The following is a 16421-nucleotide window of genomic DNA, read 5'->3' on the forward strand; positions in this document are numbered from 1 at the left end:
ATTAAATGCTCTCATATGTGACAATATGTTCAACAGTATCACTAATACATGTTAGTTTCTCTGCAAAGAAGCTAGGAAAAGCTAAATAATCCCTCAATTTTTCAATAGGTAGCCAATGCATATATTCACGACCACCTAGGGAATAACTATTGCTATTGAGTTCTTTACTTCCTCTTGGCTTCATTAAAAAGTAAAAGGTTATTTCATGACATTTTAACCCTTCTAATGATCCAGTACCATGAAAAAAGTTCTCATGAATAAAGGCTAATCTTTCAACCTCATATTCTACACCTGTTTCTTCAAAAACCTCTCTTCTTACTGCATCTTCTGCCTTTTCCCCAAGATGTACACCTCCCCCAACGGAGTAATAATAATCATCTACTTCATTTTTAGCAAAAAGTACTTGTCCATTTTCTATTATAATGGCTGCTGCTCTATATCTAAACCATCCATCTTCTTTTTCAAATCCACAATCCATTTTAAGCCTCCAATTAAAATTTATTTATCTTTCTCATCTAGTTTCGTTTTTATATCATTAAGTTTTTCTATAATAATTATTGTGCATACTATTATTATTGCAGCTAATATCCCTATTCCAGAATCTCCACCAGATATCACTGTAACAAAATAGTATACTAATAATCCTATAAAACCATAGACTATATATAGCACGTTTATCCTCCTTTATATACTATATAATACATTATAACCCATAAATTAATTGTAGACCAATAAAAGTAAACATAAAATAAAAAATTCTTACTTCGTTAAATCTTCCTACTAAAACATGAAAACCTCCCAAAACCCGCATGAATAAAGCAACTATTTAAATAGTTATATATTTTAATAGTTTCCTATATACCTATGTAAATAGTTTTCTATATACATGTTTTCCCATTTTAATGAAAATCCAAATACATTCTTTAGTTTTATATATTATATTGCAGAAATTATTTTATAACATAAGTGTATATAGAGTAGATTATGCTTCTTATATTTATAGTTGTATACAATAAATCTGCTCAAATATGAATTGCAAAATTCTCAAATTCAAAGACTCCAGCGTCTTGATGCAGACAACCTTCTTTCTTAATTTTAGAGAATCCTTGATTAATTTCATCAACTAAATTAATACTAATATCTAAACTGTGGTGCCCTGGAAAAAATTTTTTAATATCTAGAGTACTAATTTTTTGAACTGATTGCATGAAATCAGTAGGATTTGTTGTAGGATAAGAGGCGTCTAAAGTTCCTTTGTAAATCAAGTCACTTGAAAATAAATATTCTCTTTTCTCCTCGTAAAAACACATATGTCCAGGAGAATGTCCAGGTGTATGAATTACTGTTAATTTTCTTTCTCCAATATGAATCTTTTCACCATCCCTTAAAAGAAAACCTGGATTTCCTTGAAATATTTCATAATTGTCTATATTAAAATCACATGGGAAATCACAAGGATATTTCATTAAATTATTCTTTACTACTTGAAGAGGAATGGGAAATTTTTTTGATATCCAATCTTCTTCATTTTCATGGATCCCATATTTTGAGAAATATTTATGACCACCTATGTGATCCCAATGAATATGAGTCGAAATCACCTCTATGGGTAAATCTGTTATTTGATCAATTATATTTTTTATATTTGCAATACCAAGTCCTGTATCAATTAAAACACATTTATCATTTCCAATTAATAAATAACAATGTGTTTCTTCCCAATGCTTATATTCACTTATACAATACGTAGTATCATCTAATAACTCAACTGTAAACCAATCTGTTTTAATAGCCATTAAGTTATACCTCCCATTAGTATATTAAACTAAGCTCTATATCATCATCAGAAAACTGTAATTCTTTATCATATTTAAGATTGAATCCAAACCTTTTTATCAAAGCTAAAATACACTAGAGAACTGAATCAAATGTATTTTCTTTTATATTAGGTAACAAACTGTAAATTGATCTTCTGATTTTTTCCTCAAAATATTTTTTAATTTCAAAAGTTGACTTCCACCTTGGAATTGTATATTCGTTAACTCCTCCTCTTAATGCCATCTCTACAAGCCTTTTCTCAATTAAAACGAATCCACTTGGTAGTGCTAAATAATCACATAATTTTATTAATTTATCATAATCAGTCTCCTCTGTACGTGATAAAAACTCCTTGGCAAAATTATATTCTTCAATTGTACCATCCCATCTACCTACAATAACAACCTCATTATTATATTTAAATCCAGTATGGCTTATACAAGTTCTAGCTACTAAATCATACCCTTTCTTAACTGCATAATTATATCCATCTACACCATGCCTCATACCGTACATTCCTTCTCTTCTTCCTATATCATGCAATAGCCCTAAAATATATGCTAATTCAGGATCTAAATCATCTGTCTGCTCTGCTATTAGTTTTGCTCCTTCAGCTACATTAATTGAATGCTCCACCCATTTGCCTGGATTGAGTTTTTCAGCCTCTTCTAAAATCATATTTGCTTCTTCTAATGTAGGTACACCTTTTTTATAACAATATTCCATACTTATCTCTCCTTGTAAAAACTTTTTCATCAAAAATACAGCCACTTATAAACCTATAAATTGATTATACGACAATAAAAGCAAATTTAAAATAAAATTATTACATCCAACCCAATATTTTGAAATGCGACCTTCTTAATTTTAACTATGTATTTACTCTAATCATATATGCCATTTGGTTATATCTTTAGGTAATAGTATGTAAATGTTGCTACATGAGTTACAATAACTCGATCTTTGAAACTGAATAGAACTGTATTGGAAAATATGTTATAATGTGCATATTGATTTAACTGAATCAATATACACATTATTATGCCTTCTTAATGAATAGGAGTGAATTAGAATGAAATTATGGAAAAAATGCAAGCATGTTATCATCCTATTTGGTATATTTTTATGGATTTTAGCTAAACTTATTGGAATTCAGCAATGGGATAGTGCCATATTAATGATAACCATTCTATTGTGTAGTATTGATGATATTATTGAATATGCAAAAAAAAATGGCATTAAAAAATTTGCTATTTTGATTGGTGTATTTATAATTATATGCTTATTAACCTCACTGATATTTATTAAAATATCCCTTAGCTTTCATTTATCACTAATTTCAAAAACAGTTATTATAATTTTAGGATTAGTCATTGATTTATTTATCATAGGTTATACAATGAAGAAATTAGGAACTACTATCTAATTTTTTAGAAAATTGAGCTATTGAAAACAACTAGCACTTAGCCATTAAACAATAAGAGCTGTCAGGTATGACAGCTCAATATAAATTTATACACATTTCTATTTACACTTGGTTAGTTTAGCTAGAAGCTCCAAGAAAACGATGGTTGCTTTGGGTATGGCTGTGATTTAACAATTCTTGCAATACCTATATATTCACGTGTATAACACTGACATTTATAATTATATTTAAAATCAGAGTTTTTACAATTATTCTTATTGTACGTTTTTCCCTTAAACATGATAATCCCCCCCTTTCATTAAAGAAAATTTTTTCTTGCCAATTACACAATATGAAAAATAGGTTAAAAGGTTACTATAATAATTAAAGTAAATAATAATTGTCACTTATATGAGGAGGAATATAATGAAATTTTCGAGTCCATTAATAGTGGTTTCGGATATAGAAAAATCAAAGTTGTTTTATTATGAAGTGCTTGGTTTAAAAGTTGTTGAGGACTTTGGTGCAAATGTGACTTTAACAGGAGGTATTGCATTACAAACAAAAGATTCGTGGTGTACTTTTATTCACAAAAAAGATAATGAAATTGTATTTGGAGGAAATGACACAGAATTATACTTTGAAGAAGATAATTTTGATTGCTTTATTCAAAGGCTTAATAACATGACAGATATTAATTATGTACATTCCATAGTAGAACATTCTTGGGGGCAGCGTGTTGTTCGATTTTACGACCCTGACAATCATATTATTGAAGTTGGTGAAAATATGATCATGGTTGTCAGAAGATTCTTAAATAACGGTTTATCAATTAAGGAAATAGCTATTAGAATGGATGTACCAGTTGATTATGTAAACTTTTGCCTAAAGTAGATTATGACTATAGTAAGTTGATTTTAAGCTTTTTTTCAAAGGTTCTTCAATAAATAAAAATACCGTATTATTCATAATGAATAAGCGGTATTCTTATTTCCAAATTTAAATAATTCAATATTAATATTCTTTTTCATATCATTTAGAATTTCATTATTTCTGTTCCAAATAAGTTTGAAAGGCTCTTATAATCAGATTTTTTCCAACACCTTGCTTTCTCCATTCCTTTGATACAAACAAATCATCCACCCAACCATATTTATTGTTTAATTCATCTTCCCTTACGATAATAATAATATTACCTACAATTTCTCCCCTATGTTTAGCTGCTATACTGAACCATTGATTTTCTCTTCTTAATTCCTTTATATCCTCAATGCAATAGCCTCTAACAAATACTTCATTTTGCTTTTCTACTAATTGTTTTATCTCATCTTCGTTTATAAATTCAAGAGTATCAAAGTCTATACCCTCAATATCTGTAATCTGGAAATTTTCCTCAGTTATTTTTTTCTTTATAATATGCATTCCTTCATCATGGTTAAAGCCTTTTTTAGAAGTTTAATTATATACATCATAGTTCCCCCACTTTTTAAATTTAATTTTCACTTAAATGTTTTATTATATAAACTATGCTCTTACTACTAGATGAACTTATTACTTTTTCTTCAAGTGATTATCTTTAATAAGGAAATTATAACATATTATACTAATAAAATATTATTTAAATTTATAGTTATCCTGTTTTATCTAATAATTATTCGTCACACAATAAAGTTACACCTTACCCATGCAAACTTCCAGTATATTGCATATCATATACACTATTTTGAATTTAAGCTTTTGTTAATTGTTTCCATACCATTAACTTTTTTAAAAAAATTTCACATTTCATATTTACAATTATGTGAATTTGTTCTAATATATAAATAACATAAATTTTTCATTTAATTATTACATATAAATATGCATAAAATCTTTATGCATTCTTTCATAAAAGTGATGAACTACTTTTATAAACATCTTCAAAAATTATTCATCCAATTTTATATAATATGATTTATCTATTATCACATGATTAATTTTCAAACCCCATGTTAAAATTATAATTTTCCATAATATTATATTTGAGATAAACAACTTTAATAATTTCATATTTTAGTTGTTATCTATATAGACAAAACACACTTCATATCATAAGTTACAATTATAATAATTTAAAAGGAGGGATGTACTATTTAGATAATTTTCTATTTATTTTATCTCTATTAAATTCTAATTTTTAGGAGGGAATGTATGAAAAAATTGTTTAAATCAAAATTATCAGTATTTTTATTTCTACTGACATTTTTAGTTACTCAATGTTTCTTCGTATTTAATACTAGAACCACTTCTAGTCTTGACAATGATGGTAACTCAAATAGCACTGATGATGTTAGTGTTACTGTGTTAGAGTCTAATTCTCACCATACAGTTGTAAAATTTGATATTAATAATTTTAGTAAAGACTTAGTGAATATTAACAATAAATCTTACTATAATATTAATTGTGAGGGTACTAGCTTACCTCTTGAAGAAGGGGCTCCGGAACTTCCTCGCATATGCAGAAATATAGTTATACCAAATGATGCCGACGTTAAGTTAAACGTTATATCATCAGAATATAAAGACTATGAAAAACTACCTATAACTCCCTCAAAAGGTTCTATAACAAGGGATAAAAATCCTGAAGATATCCCTTATAAATTAGGTAAGGAATATAAAAATAAAAACTTTTATCCTTCAGAATTAGTTTCTTTTAGTGAACCTTTTATAATGAGAGAATTAAGAGGGACAACTATTACACTAAATGCATTTCAATATAAACCTAAAAATGAAACCTTAAGAGTTTATAAATCTGTAACTGTAGAAATAATAACAGATGGTGAATCATCAGTAAATTCACTTACCACTTCAAGATCTAATAAAATCACTTCTGATTTCGAACCTGCTTATTCAAACACATTTATTAACTACAGTAATGTAAAAACTCCTACTCATCGTTTAATGAATAATCCTTCAGAAACAGGCTCTATGCTTATCATATCTTATGATCAGTTTAGTAGTGCTATGAATTCCTTTATTAATTGGAAAAACTCCAGAGGAATAAACACTACATTAGTAAATATGTCTACAGTATCATCATCTAATAATCCAACTGAAATAAAAAATTATATACAAAACTATTACAATCAACACCCTGAATTAACTTATGTACTTCTTGTAGGTGACTATGCACATGTATCCTCTCCTACTTACTCTACAGGGGTTTCTGATCCTACTTATACAAAGGTTGCAGGTTCAGATGATTATCCTGACATATATGTAGGCCGTTTTTCTGCAGAAAGTATATCAGATGTTGAAACTCAAGTACAAAGATCTATTGAGTTTGAACAAAATGGTTATAATACAGCTGCATGGTTTAAAAAAGGTGTTGGTATAGCATCAGATGAAGGTTCTGGAGAAACAGATATACAACAAATGGATAGTATAAAGAGTAGACTTCTAAATGCAGGTTATACTCAAGTTGATAGTATATACGATCCAGGTGCATCAGCTTCTTCTGTTACTAATAGTTTAAACCAAGGCAGAGGTATAATAAATTATTGTGGACACGGTGCTGAAAATTACTGGGTAACAACAGGCTTCAGTAATACCAATATAAAAAATCTTCAAAACCCAGGACAACTTCCTTTTATTATAAGTGTTTCTTGTGTAAGTGGTAAATTCCAAAGCGGTACTTGTTTTGCAGAAACTTGGCTTCGCTCGAAGAATAGTAATGGAAACCCAATAGGTGCAATAGGAACATTAATGTCAACAGTAAATCAACCTTGGATACCTCCTATGAATGGTCAAGACGGAATAATTGACTTACTTTGCAACAACAGTAGGGTATCACTAGGCGGCTTGTGTTACTCTGGTGAAACTAGAATGCTAGATAACGGTACAAGCAGTGATTTATTAACCTTCAACACTTGGACATTATTCGGTGACCCATCTATACAAATCCTACCAGACTCTACGAATCCAACAGACCCTACAGATCCAGAAGAACCAGCAGACCCATATGAACCAAACGATTCTACTTCCCAAGCATATACTATAAATAGTGGTGTAGATTATAGTTCATATATATATTCAAATACAGACGTTGATTATTATAAAGTAACAACTAACAAATCTGGTGTTATCTCTGCAACATTAACAAATCTACCATATGACTATGACTTATATCTCTATAACTCATCAGGAAAAAGAGTAGCCTCTTCTACTAAAAGCTCAACATCAAGTGAATCCATTTCTTATTCAGCACGTACACTAGGCACATACTATCTTAAAGTTGTTGGATATAATGGTGCTCATAGTACTTCTACAAAATATAACCTAAATGCAAGTTATCCTATATCTAACTAAATCTATAATATATAAGGGGGTGCTTGTAGCACCCCCCTTAGTATTTAATCTATATTTTAGCCATAAAAAATAACTATCTTAAATTAATAAAATGGTTATTAATGAAGTCATTAAATTTTTATCTATACCGGCCTTCGTTTTAGTATGTTAATATCTACTTCATGTCTACCTGTCATGTCCTTTAATACTTCTATGCTTTCTTTTACTTCTTTAACATTTTTAGAAATGTTTTTTATTGATTTCTCAATTAAGTCTGTCTTCTCTTCTATTATTAAATCTGTGCTTTTAAATGAACTTTCATTTTGTTCCCTATGTGAACTTTGTACTTCTACAATCATATCTATGTTTTTTTCTATAGCTTCAATTTTTATTGAATTCTTCTTTATCTCATTTTTAACACCATTAATTTCTGTCTCAAGTCTTGTTTGACCTTCTAATAGCTTTACAAGTATATCTTCAATTTCTATATCCAAAACCATCACCCCAACAGCATATTTTTTTATTTAATAACTATAATATGAATACATTATTAAACAATGTATTCATATTATAATACTTATCATGTTATAGTTCAAGCTAAATTCTTATATTTACATATATTATTTACCATTTTTTATATATTTATACATACCTTATTTATTCATTAGCCCATAAATAATTGTTCCCATTAATTTTTTTAATATACCAATAGGAACTTGAGGTGAGAATACACCTTTACTCATATCTTCACTATGCCAGTAGTCATAGTCTGCACTTCCTTCTTCATATTTCTCCTTTGACATGGCTTTCCAAAGATTAAACATAACTACTGATTTTAAGGATGGTTTATGAATTTTTTTAGATTTTAACTCCTCACTAAATTTTTTTCCACCATTTAATACCTTTATTTTATTTTTCTCTGTAAGTTCCCTACTTCTATAAGCAATTGGTAAAGTTTGAACATGATTAAAACCCCAGTAGTTTAAAACACTTCTCACATAGTTTGCAGCATCCTTATGACCTGCGCCAGCTGTGGTGGTTATTATTAAAGCCTTCTTTGTAAATAAACTTGGTCTATGGAAATTGTAAGACATATGATCTATAAAATTTTTTAGTAATCCACTAATTTGCATAGAGTATACGGGAGAAGTAATTATTAGAGCTTCTGCTTCTTTAATTTCTTTCACAATTTTACTCATAATATCTTTGTGGGGACATTTATCTTCGCCCTTATAAATGCAATTAAAACATCCTATACATAGGGGAAGATTTTCTTTTCTTAGCTCAATATCAATAAACTCTATCTCTAAATTTTTTCTCATTTCTTCCTTTACTAGGGTTAATACGTTCCATGTATTTCCTCTTCTTGGACTACCATGAATAACTACACATTTCATATTTTTATCTCCTCATAGTCATAGTATATATACAATATTTTACCATAACCAGCCTAATTAATGAAAAGAAATATTATAGAAAAAAGGAAGGTAGATATACTTATACAAATATATCTATCCTTCCTATAATATTAACTATTTAAATAATAGATTTAGTTATTTATACAATTTCCTCTACCAGCACCTTTTCCTTGGCCAGCTCCTCTACCTTGACCCGCACCATTACCTAAGCCTTGATTAAGTCCATAGCCTTCCTTGTTTTCTCTGTTTATGCCAGCACCATCACAAGTAGTACTATTTTCAGCCATTTCAGCTTTAATTTCTTCTCCTCTTTCTGAAGTTATTGTTCCTCTTTCTACAGCTGCATCTACTCTTTCATATTTCTCTTGTAGCATAATTTCCTTTGCATCTTCTAAAGTCTTTCCTTCTTCTACTAAGCTTTGAACCTGTGTAGCTCCATTATTTCTAAAAGCTCCTCCTAAATTTTCATCCGCAAAGGCCATAGTTGCTCCCGAAGCGGTAATTACTCCTACTAGTGCTAAGGCTATCATTGATTTTTTCATATTAAATCCTTCCCTTCATTAATTATTTTTTATTTTCTTTACACCTTTATAATAACAAGGGAATGTTACATTAATGTTACAACAATCTAATAGTTAGATTAAAATAAGTATAAATTTTTATAACCTTAAGCTTATCCAAAATTCCACACCATGTTTCCTATTCTTTACTCCATAGGTACCCTCATGAAGATTTACTATTTGTTTCACTATGGCTAAACCTAAACCTAAGCGTTTTTCTTTATAGTTTCTTACCTTATCTACCCTTATAAACCCTTCCCAAATCCTAGTAAGGTTATCATCTTCAATATTACTGCCGCTATTATATACAGAGATTACCAAATTATCTTCAATTACTTTTAGATTAATATCTATTATTTTATTTTCATCTACATGGCTAAGAGCATTATTAATATAATTTTGTACTGCTTGCTCTAATCTAACTTCATCCACTAAGACTGTAATATTTTCACCTTCCGTAAAGTTAAGATTTATGTTCATTTCTTCGAATCTAAATTTATTTTTCTCTAGAGTTTTTTTCATTAAACTATTTATATTTACTTCTTTTTTATTTAATTTAAAGGTATTTGATTCTAGTTTATATAAATCTAAAAGATCATTGACTATGATCCCTAATCTTTCTGTTTCTTCACCTATTACATCTAAATAATATTTTCTATCCTCTTCTGAAGATATAATCCCTTCTTGAAGTGCTTGAATATAACCTGAAATAACAGTTATAGGGCTTTTTAGTTCATGAGATACAGAGGACACAAATTCCCTCCTGGCTAATTGATTTTTCTTTTCATTATTCATCATAGTCTCTAACTCTAAATTCTTTTCTTTAAGGTTTTTTAAGGTTTCTTCTATTTTATGGGATAAATTATTAACACTTTTACCTAGTAATCCTATTTCATCAATACTCTTTATATTTAAATCCTCACAAAAGCTTAGCTCTTCTATTTTTCTAGTTTTTTTAGTTATTTCTATTACTGGCTTAGTAAATTGTCTTGAAAATAATGCTGTGATAAAAAGTGCTATAAATCCAACCGGTATCATTATCATAAATAAAAGCTTCATAGATTTATTTACTGCATCATCAATAATAGTAATTGGTGTTTTAACACTTATTTCATAAGTATATACATTTTTTCCTACAGCAGTTAAGAACTCTACACCTGTAGATCTATCAAGGGTTATAGTTTCGCTTACACCCTCTTTTTCACCTATAAATTCTATAACTTCAAACCTATGCTGCCCATTCATCATATTTTTTTTACCCATTTTATGGCTCGAAAATATACTCTCTGATGTAAGTACATCTTTAATATCTATTTGAACACTATACTTCTCTGAAAGTCCTTCTAACTTCCCATCAACTCTATTATCATAGTCTTTATCTATATAATTTTTAATTTCTTCAATTACTTCATTCATTTCCTTTAACTTTTCTCTCTGAAAAAAGTCTTTATATGTGATTCCATAGGTTGCAATCCCTAAGATAAAAATACTGAATATGAGAACTATACCAGAAAATAGCTTTAATTTAATTGATTTCATCATAATTCTCCAAACTTATATCCGAAACCCCTTATGGTCTTTAGATACTTATTATAATCTTCCAATTTATTTCTCAACCGACTTATATGAGTATCTATAGTTCTAGTATCACCAAAGTAATCTTCATCCCATATAACTCTTAGTAGCGTTTCTCTACTTATTACTTTATTTGCATTTTTTACAAAGTAAAGTAATAGTTCATATTCTTTCGGATTTAGTTCTTTCTCCATACCATCTATTTTTACCATGTGACTTTCTTCATCTACTTCAATCCCTTTAAATACAATGCTCCCCGCCTTACTAATTTTACTTTTTAAAAGTCTATTAACTCTAGCAAGTAGTAGGGCTATGTTAAATGGTTTAGATACATAGTCATCCACTCCTATATCAAAGGCAAAAAGTTCATCTAAATCACTATCTTTAGCCGTTAATATAATTATAGGCACTTCTGATATCTTTCTAATCTCTTTACATACAATCCATCCATCATAAATAGGCATCATAACATCTAAAATTACTAAATCAATGGTATCATCAAAGTTCTCTAAAGCAAGCTTACCATCCTTTGCAGTAATTACTTCAAATTTATTAAAAGTTAAATAATCAGCAATAAGTCTTAAAATTCTCTCATCATCATCAGCAACTAAAATTTTCATAGGAACCTCCTAATATAATATATCATCTTTATTTTATACCATTATAGTATAAAATAAAGTGTATGTCCCCAAATTATTTTAGGACATACACTTCATGGTTCAAATTATTCAATACCTCTAGTTAATTAATCTTCCAAGTAAATCATTGCTTCTTTTAATGAAATCAGACATTTCATCAGCACCTAATTGTCCATGACTTATCATAGCTAAATCATACACATGGTTACAAATATCATTAACCAAGTCTTTTTTATTTTCATCTTTAGATAAATTAAATAGTTTTTTAATTAATGGATTTGAACTATTTACAACTAAAGTCTCTTCTTTAGGGAACATTGACATATCCCCTCCTCCAAACATCACACTCATCTCAGCCATTCTTCTAGATTGTTCTGATAGAGTAATCATAGCAGGAACTTCTTCTGTTTTAATAGGCTCTATAGAGATTTTTAGTTGTTCCTTATTTATAGAATTCTTAAATATCTCTTCTATAGCCTTGTTCTCTTCAGGACTTTCATCTATTGCATCAGCCTTTAATACTTCTGTTAAGTCAGAGTCAATTCTACTAAATTGTACTCCTTCTTCTTTACTCTCCATTAAAGTAATAAAATGACTGTCTAGTGTGGTATTTAAAATCACAGCTTCTAAGTTATTGTCTTTTAACATTTTAATATATTGAGACTGTTGCTTTTCATCATTAACATAAATAACTTTTTTATCATGATTTTCCTTATTGTTTTCTAGATATTGCTTTAATGTTACATGGTCTCCATTAGTAGTTTTGAAAATCAGTATATCTTTAACCTTGTCATAGAATTTTTCATCTCTTAGACAACCATATTTAATAAAGATATTTATATCTTTCCAAAAGTCATTGTACTCATCTCTATGATTTTTAAATAGAGATGTAAGTTTATCAGCTACCTTATTTACAATGTGTCTAGAAACCTTTGATACATTACTGTCCTTTTGTAGAAAACTTCTTGATACATTTAAAGGAATGTCTTCGCAATCAATAACACCTTTTAATAAAAGTAAAAACTCTGGAATAACTTCTTTTATGTTATCTGCCACAAAAACTTGTTTATTATAAAGTTTCACTTCTCCTTCTGTAGCTTCAAATTCATGTTTTAATTTAGGGAAGTACAATATTCCTTTTAAATTAAATGGATAGTCTACATTCATATGAATCCAAAATAGCGGATCATTATATTCATTGAATACTTTTCTATAGAACTCTTTATACTCTTCATCTGTACAATCCTTTGGAGCTTTCATCCATAATGGTTTTGTATCATTTAAAGGAGTTTTTTCTATATCCTTCTCTGAATCCTTATCATCTTTTTTCTCGTTTTCATCTATTAGATAAATCTCAACAGGGAAGAAGTTACAATGTTTTTTTATAATTTGCCTTAATTTATAATAATCTAAGAATTCATTACTATCTTCACTTATATAAAGAGTAACAGTTGTTCCTCTAGAAGTTCTTTCAGAAGATTCAATTTCATATTCTGTACCACCTTCACAAATCCACTTAACAGCTTCTTCACCTTTCTTATAAGATAAAGTATCAATTTCAACTTTTTCTGATACCATAAAAGCTGAATAAAACCCTAATCCAAAATGGCCAATTATACCTTTTCCTTCATCAATTTTATCTTTATATTTAGATAAAAATTCCTCAGCTCCTGAGAAAGCTACTTGGTTAATATATTTTTTCACTTCCTCTGAAGTCATTCCTATACCGTTATCTATAAATTTAATAGTTTTTTCTTCTTTATTTAAGGATACAGTAACTTCGTATTTAGACTCCTCCACAGTTGCTTCTCCAAAGGTCACTAGTCTTTCTAATTTATTAATAGCGTCGCAACCATTACTGATAAGTTCCCTTATAAATATATCCTTATCAGAGTATAGCCATTTTTTTATAATCGGCATTATATTTTCAGTGTGAATTGAAATGTTTCCATTCTCTTTAAGCATATATATCTCCTCCAAACAAAAATAATAAAATTTTATACTCAACCGTATAAAATATTTTATACCTAATTCTATATAAAATAAAGAATATATTGTGAATTTTTTGTAAAAATATCACATTTACTCTGCTTGAGTTAGTAATCTTTTCATTATATCTCTCAATTTTCTTTCTTCTAATTGGTCATTTCCAATGATAACAATAACTTTTATATCTTTATCTGATTGATCCCATTTATAAGCCTTTGCATCGATAATAGCTTCCTCTGGAATAAACTCTTCCATATCTAAGGCCATCTCTTCTGCTAAACTGAGATATTCATCAAAAACATCGTCCTCTTCCATTTCACTTAAATTAAAATCATCATATTCTTCTTCTATAATCTCATTTAAGATTGAGATTTTCACACTTAAGCAAAAGGCATGAACGTCTTCTCTTTTAGTTCCCTTTGTCATATCCTTAATTACTTTAAAATCAGTTTTACTTTCTATTATTTCTTTCATCTCATCATTATGAATTACATTTTCACCAAATAATACATACATTTATATCAGCTCCTGTTAATTAATTCTTAAGTTTTACATGCACATAATTATATCACATATATAGATTTTAATTAACAACTGTATAGATTTTTTAGAAGTTCTACTTATTTGCTATGAGTAAAAAGAACTTCTTCTCAAAAATAGCTCACTAAAACTTACAAAATGTTGAACCTACACTTTATTATAAGTGTAGGCTCAATATTAATTTAACATTTAGCTTGTTTTATGACCTTATTTTACTCTTGGTAATACTTCTTTTTTAAAGAAACTCTTTGCCGTTAAGCCTGATACACTGAATACTTCTCCGTCATCAATTTTTACAGATACAGCATCAGAACAATGACCTAAACAAAATACTGCCTTTAAGCCTACTTTATCAGATAGATTATATTGTTCAATGCTCTGTTGAAAAGCATTTATAACATTATAAGATCCCTTTACATGACAGGCGCTACCTATACAAACACTTAAGTTTACCACAGCGTTTACTCCCCTCTATTATAATTCACATGTAATAACTTATGAACTTTTCCCTTTAATAATCCTGAATAAAGAGACATCATTACTGGATTTTCTTCTGAACGTTTAAGGCTACTCATCTTATCTGCTGCATATAAACCTTCTCCACGTTTTCGCTTTCCTTCGAACATAGTAAATGGTTGTCCTGCTCCACCTACACATCCACCTGGGCAAGCCATTACTTCAATAAAATCATAATGTGCTTCTCCTGATTTTATCTTTTTCACAAGGTCATCAGCGTTTTTAAGACCACTAACTACAGCAATTTTTAATTCCTTGTCATTTACTGTAATACTAGTTTCCTTTACTCCAGACATTCCCCTTACTCCATTAAATGCTATAGTTCTTAGTGTGGATACAGATTTATCATCTAAAACCCTTCTTAAAACAGCCTCTGTAACTCCACCTGTAACTCCAAATATAACTCCTGCTCCACTACTAACACCAAATGGCATGTCTACAGCTTCTGGTTCTATCTCTGAAAATACAATTCCAGCTTCCTTTATCATAGCTATAAGCTCTTGAGTAGTTATAACATAATCTATATCCTTAACTCCATCAACTTTAAATTCCTCTCTATCAGCTTCAAATTTCTTAGCTGTACAAGGCATTATTGCTACATTAACTATTCTTTTACTAGAATGACTATAGTGCTCTTTTAAAACAGATCCAAACATCTGCATAGGAGATTTACATGTTGAGATATTACTCATCATCTCTGGGTAAGTTCTTTCTACATAGTTAACCCAAGCTGGACAACAAGAAGTAAATAAAGGAAGTCTTTCATTATTCTCTAATCTTGAAATAAATTCTCCTGTTTCTTCCAGTACTGTAAGATCAGCTCCAGTAGATGTATCGAATACTTCATCAAAGCCCATTCTCTTTAAAGCTCCAACGATTTTACCCATTACATTTTCTCCATCTTTTTGTCCAAGCTCCTCACTTATTCCAACTCTTACTGCTGGAGCTATTTGCACTACTACCTTAGTATTTTTATCACTTAAATCTTTCCATAGTTTTTGTGTATCATCTTTTACTACTATAGCTCCTGTAGGACATACTGCTGCACACTGACCACAACCTACACAGTTTGATTCTGCTATAGGTTTGTCAAAAACAGTACCTACACTCATCTCTGCTCCTCTTTTTATAAAGTCAATAGCACCTACATTTTGAATTTCATTACACATTCTTACACAGTCACCACAAAGTATGCATTTACTCTTGTCTCTTACTATACATAAAGATGATGTATCTAATTCGCTTTTTTCTGCTGTATTGTCAAACCTTACTTGTCTTATTCCAAAGCGATGTGCTAATTCTTGCAGTTTACAATGTCCATTTTTCTCACAGGTAGTACAATCCCTACAATGATTTGAAAGTAATAATTCTAATATATTCTTTCTATATTTTCTTAATCTAGGTGTATTAGTATATATCTCCATACCAGCTTTTGGTGGTGTAGAACATGCAGCTTCAATTCCACCCCACTTATTTTCTACCATACACATACGGCAAGCTCCATATACAGAAAGCTCTGAGTAATAGCATAAAGTTGGTAAATCTATTCCTGCTTTTCTAATAACCTCTAAAATATTTTTTTCTCCCTTTATTTCTACTGGGATATCATCTATAATCATAAATTGTTCATTCATTC

Annotated in this window: 18 protein-coding genes; 3 read left to right on the plus strand and 15 right to left on the minus strand. The window is 29.2% G+C overall.

The genetic code is table 11. From position 1 onward, the window contains the following. Window position 1: 1 nt before the first annotated feature. From B2694_RS12055 to B2694_RS12070, 4 genes are all read right to left on the minus strand, one after another. On the minus strand, window positions 2-478 hold the full coding sequence (locus B2694_RS12055; protein ID WP_346885952.1) for an NUDIX hydrolase: 477 nt from the start codon (window positions 476-478) through the stop codon (window positions 2-4). A 20-nt stretch (window positions 479-498) separates the two neighbouring features. Then, window positions 499-672: a hypothetical protein gene (locus B2694_RS12060; RefSeq protein ID WP_346885953.1), complete on the minus strand. Its 174-nt coding sequence runs from the start codon at window positions 670-672 to the stop codon at window positions 499-501. A gap of 350 nt (window positions 673-1022) precedes the next feature. Beyond that, a complete protein-coding gene (locus B2694_RS12065) occupies window positions 1023-1796 on the minus strand; it encodes an MBL fold metallo-hydrolase (RefSeq protein ID WP_346885954.1) in 774 nt (257 codons plus the stop codon). Window positions 1797-1911: 115 nt separating this feature from the next. Then, window positions 1912-2544 carry an HD domain-containing protein gene (locus B2694_RS12070; protein WP_346885955.1) on the minus strand — a complete coding sequence of 211 codons (633 nt, stop codon included), beginning with the start codon at window positions 2542-2544 and terminating at the stop codon, window positions 1912-1914. Between the two features lie 346 nt (window positions 2545-2890). Between B2694_RS12070 and B2694_RS12075 the strand changes: the two genes are divergently transcribed. Beyond that, window positions 2891-3244: a hypothetical protein gene (locus tag B2694_RS12075; RefSeq protein WP_346885956.1), complete on the plus strand. Its 354-nt coding sequence runs from the start codon at window positions 2891-2893 to the stop codon at window positions 3242-3244. Between the two features lie 121 nt (window positions 3245-3365). Here B2694_RS12075 and B2694_RS12080 read toward each other — a convergent pair whose 3' ends face one another. After that, window positions 3366-3524 carry a hypothetical protein gene (locus tag B2694_RS12080; RefSeq protein WP_346885957.1) on the minus strand — a complete coding sequence of 53 codons (159 nt, stop codon included), beginning with the start codon at window positions 3522-3524 and terminating at the stop codon, window positions 3366-3368. Between the two features lie 125 nt (window positions 3525-3649). On the opposite strand from B2694_RS12080, the gene B2694_RS12085 reads away from it, so the two are divergent. Beyond that, window positions 3650-4117, plus strand: coding sequence for a VOC family protein (locus B2694_RS12085; RefSeq protein ID WP_346885958.1), 468 nt, complete (start codon window positions 3650-3652; stop codon window positions 4115-4117). A 153-nt stretch (window positions 4118-4270) separates the two neighbouring features. Here the strand turns inward: B2694_RS12085 and B2694_RS12090 are convergent, their stop codons facing one another. Further along, complete coding sequence (locus B2694_RS12090) at window positions 4271-4645, minus strand: GNAT family N-acetyltransferase (RefSeq protein WP_346885959.1); 375 nt, start codon at window positions 4643-4645, stop codon at window positions 4271-4273. A 768-nt stretch (window positions 4646-5413) separates the two neighbouring features. On the opposite strand from B2694_RS12090, the gene B2694_RS12095 reads away from it, so the two are divergent. Continuing rightward, the gene (locus B2694_RS12095; RefSeq protein ID WP_346885960.1) at window positions 5414-7570 is read left to right on the plus strand and encodes a C25 family cysteine peptidase; all 2157 of its coding nucleotides are present in this window, start codon (window positions 5414-5416) and stop codon (window positions 7568-7570) included. A gap of 122 nt (window positions 7571-7692) precedes the next feature. On the opposite strand, the gene B2694_RS12100 is transcribed toward B2694_RS12095, so the two are convergent. From B2694_RS12100 to B2694_RS12140, 9 genes are all read right to left on the minus strand, one after another. Further along, the gene (locus tag B2694_RS12100) at window positions 7693-8043 is read right to left on the minus strand and encodes a hypothetical protein (RefSeq protein ID WP_150842479.1); all 351 of its coding nucleotides are present in this window, start codon (window positions 8041-8043) and stop codon (window positions 7693-7695) included. Between the two features lie 159 nt (window positions 8044-8202). Then, on the minus strand, window positions 8203-8946 hold the full coding sequence (locus B2694_RS12105) for an NAD(P)H-dependent oxidoreductase (RefSeq protein WP_346885961.1): 744 nt from the start codon (window positions 8944-8946) through the stop codon (window positions 8203-8205). A gap of 152 nt (window positions 8947-9098) precedes the next feature. Continuing rightward, on the minus strand, window positions 9099-9509 hold the full coding sequence (locus tag B2694_RS12110) for a hypothetical protein (RefSeq protein WP_346885962.1): 411 nt from the start codon (window positions 9507-9509) through the stop codon (window positions 9099-9101). A 117-nt stretch (window positions 9510-9626) separates the two neighbouring features. Then, window positions 9627-11066 carry a HAMP domain-containing sensor histidine kinase gene (locus B2694_RS12115; RefSeq protein WP_346885963.1) on the minus strand — a complete coding sequence of 480 codons (1440 nt, stop codon included), beginning with the start codon at window positions 11064-11066 and terminating at the stop codon, window positions 9627-9629. Continuing rightward, on the minus strand, window positions 11066-11722 hold the full coding sequence (locus B2694_RS12120) for a response regulator transcription factor (protein ID WP_346885964.1): 657 nt from the start codon (window positions 11720-11722) through the stop codon (window positions 11066-11068). The genes B2694_RS12115 and B2694_RS12120 overlap by 1 nt, the downstream gene beginning before the upstream one ends. Window positions 11723-11839: 117 nt before the next feature. Then, window positions 11840-13705: a molecular chaperone HtpG gene (gene htpG / locus B2694_RS12125; RefSeq protein ID WP_346885965.1), complete on the minus strand. Its 1866-nt coding sequence runs from the start codon at window positions 13703-13705 to the stop codon at window positions 11840-11842. 117 nt (window positions 13706-13822) lie between these two features. After that, window positions 13823-14245, minus strand: coding sequence for a hypothetical protein (locus B2694_RS12130; protein ID WP_035133544.1), 423 nt, complete (start codon window positions 14243-14245; stop codon window positions 13823-13825). Window positions 14246-14476: 231 nt separating this feature from the next. Continuing rightward, window positions 14477-14725: a (2Fe-2S) ferredoxin domain-containing protein gene (locus B2694_RS12135; protein WP_346885966.1), complete on the minus strand. Its 249-nt coding sequence runs from the start codon at window positions 14723-14725 to the stop codon at window positions 14477-14479. A gap of 5 nt (window positions 14726-14730) precedes the next feature. Continuing rightward, window positions 14731-16419, minus strand: coding sequence for a [FeFe] hydrogenase, group A (locus B2694_RS12140; protein ID WP_346885967.1), 1689 nt, complete (start codon window positions 16417-16419; stop codon window positions 14731-14733). Window positions 16420-16421 lie beyond the last annotated feature (2 nt).

Origin of the sequence: Clostridium sp. UBA4395, from assembly GCF_002390995.1 — a bacterium.
Classification (GTDB): Bacteria; Bacillota; Clostridia; order Clostridiales; family Clostridiaceae; genus Clostridium_J; species Clostridium_J sulfidigenes.

What these genes read in the sequence shown, in the direction of transcription:
- B2694_RS12055 (WP_346885952.1), bottom strand. Translation starts at nt 478, where the DNA reads ATGGATTGTGGATTTGAAAAAGAAGATGGATGGTTTAGATATAGAGCA.
- B2694_RS12065 (WP_346885954.1), bottom strand. Translation starts at nt 1,796, where the DNA reads ATGGCTATTAAAACAGATTGGTTTACAGTTGAGTTATTAGATGATACT.
- B2694_RS12070 (WP_346885955.1), bottom strand. Translation starts at nt 2,544, where the DNA reads ATGGAATATTGTTATAAAAAAGGTGTACCTACATTAGAAGAAGCAAAT.
- B2694_RS12075 (WP_346885956.1), top strand. Translation starts at nt 2,891, where the DNA reads ATGAAATTATGGAAAAAATGCAAGCATGTTATCATCCTATTTGGTATA.
- B2694_RS12080 (WP_346885957.1), bottom strand. Translation starts at nt 3,524, where the DNA reads ATGTTTAAGGGAAAAACGTACAATAAGAATAATTGTAAAAACTCTGAT.
- B2694_RS12085 (WP_346885958.1), top strand. Translation starts at nt 3,650, where the DNA reads ATGAAATTTTCGAGTCCATTAATAGTGGTTTCGGATATAGAAAAATCA.
- B2694_RS12090 (WP_346885959.1), bottom strand. Translation starts at nt 4,645, where the DNA reads ATGCATATTATAAAGAAAAAAATAACTGAGGAAAATTTCCAGATTACA.
- B2694_RS12095 (WP_346885960.1), top strand. Translation starts at nt 5,414, where the DNA reads ATGAAAAAATTGTTTAAATCAAAATTATCAGTATTTTTATTTCTACTG.
- B2694_RS12105 (WP_346885961.1), bottom strand. Translation starts at nt 8,946, where the DNA reads ATGAAATGTGTAGTTATTCATGGTAGTCCAAGAAGAGGAAATACATGG.
- B2694_RS12110 (WP_346885962.1), bottom strand. Translation starts at nt 9,509, where the DNA reads ATGAAAAAATCAATGATAGCCTTAGCACTAGTAGGAGTAATTACCGCT.
- B2694_RS12115 (WP_346885963.1), bottom strand. Translation starts at nt 11,066, where the DNA reads ATGAAATCAATTAAATTAAAGCTATTTTCTGGTATAGTTCTCATATTC.
- B2694_RS12120 (WP_346885964.1), bottom strand. Translation starts at nt 11,722, where the DNA reads ATGAAAATTTTAGTTGCTGATGATGATGAGAGAATTTTAAGACTTATT.
- htpG (WP_346885965.1), bottom strand. Translation starts at nt 13,705, where the DNA reads ATGCTTAAAGAGAATGGAAACATTTCAATTCACACTGAAAATATAATG.
- B2694_RS12130 (WP_035133544.1), bottom strand. Translation starts at nt 14,245, where the DNA reads ATGTATGTATTATTTGGTGAAAATGTAATTCATAATGATGAGATGAAA.
- B2694_RS12140 (WP_346885967.1), bottom strand. Translation starts at nt 16,419, where the DNA reads ATGAATGAACAATTTATGATTATAGATGATATCCCAGTAGAAATAAAG.